The sequence below is a fragment of the Vibrio sp. 03_296 genome (genome assembly GCF_002265885.1).
The window spans coordinates 1-1,132 of sequence record NZ_NPKW01001259.1 but is presented as its reverse complement, the minus strand read 5'-3'; the positions used below and the strand labels follow the sequence as shown (position 1 = coordinate 1,132).

The 1,132-nt window shown below is 45.6% G+C and carries 1 protein-coding gene and 1 pseudogene; both read left to right on the top strand.

The window, feature by feature from the left end:
- On the top strand, positions 1-152 hold a 152-nt coding region (locus tag CIK04_RS31395), incomplete at its 5' end, for a glucosaminidase domain-containing protein (RefSeq protein ID WP_369597209.1).
- Between the two features lie 108 nt (positions 153-260).
- Positions 261-1,132, top strand: a pseudogene (locus CIK04_RS31390) (IS1182 family transposase); the annotation flags it as partial.

Sequence of the window (1,132 nt, the reverse complement as noted above, 5' to 3'; positions counted from 1 at the left end):
TTTTAAATAACAATCCACGTTATCAGACCGCACTTCAGAACAATGGCGATTCTGAAAGCTTTATTCGCGGTATTCATCGTGCAGGTTATGCGACGGATCCTGAGTACGCCGACAAAGTGCTCAAAGTGCAGCAACGTATCGACAACATGTAATTCCCCAGCGCCTACTTAAAAGTACGGCCGTTCAGACTGCTGACAAAGGTCTAGCTTTCGAGCTAGACCTTTGATCTAATAGGGGTATCGAAATATGGACACTCCGATATGCTTCAAGAACCCACCCCGCAACAATACGAACTGGAAATGGTGACGATGGAACAGTTAGTTCCTAAAGACCATTTAGTGCGCAAAATCGATAATGCTATCGACTTYGAATTCATTCRTGATGAAGTYGCTCATCTTTATTGTAAAGATAATGGGCGTCCACCWGTTGACCCTRTTCGTCTCTTCAAAATCATCTTGCTTGGTTATATCTTTGGTATAAAAAGTGAGCGTCAGCTCGTTAAAGAAATTGAAGTGAATGTCGCTTACCGTTGGTTCTTACGGATGTCATTAACAGAGAAAGTCATCCACGCTTCTACTCTAAGCCAAAACCGCATTCGTCGCTTTAATGGCACGGATGTRTTCGAACGTATTTTTATCAATATCGTAGAGCAAGCCATGACGAAAGGCTTGGTCGCGGGTCAAGAGCTCTTTACGGACAGTACTCATCTCAAAGCGAACGCCAACAAGAATAAACACACCAATAAAGTCACGGCGGTTCGCGCGAGTGCCTATCTTGATATGCTGGATGACGACGTCGCGTTAGACCGAGAAAAAGCGGGTAAGAAGCCTCTTAAGGCTCGTGAATCAGAGTCAAAAACAAAGAATACCAAACCAGCACCACTGACCCAGAGAGTGGCTTCATGACTCGTGATAATAAGCCACAAGGCTTCTTCTAYCTCGACCATCGAACCGTTGATGGTCAACATGGAATTATCCTCGATACCTATACCACCGCGGGGCAACATCAATGACTCACAGCCTTACGTTCAACGCTTAGATTACACGCTTGCTACATTCCAATTGAACCCGATAGCCGTTGGACTGGATGCGGGCTACTTTACCGCTCCAGTGGCRGAGTCACTTGAACGTCG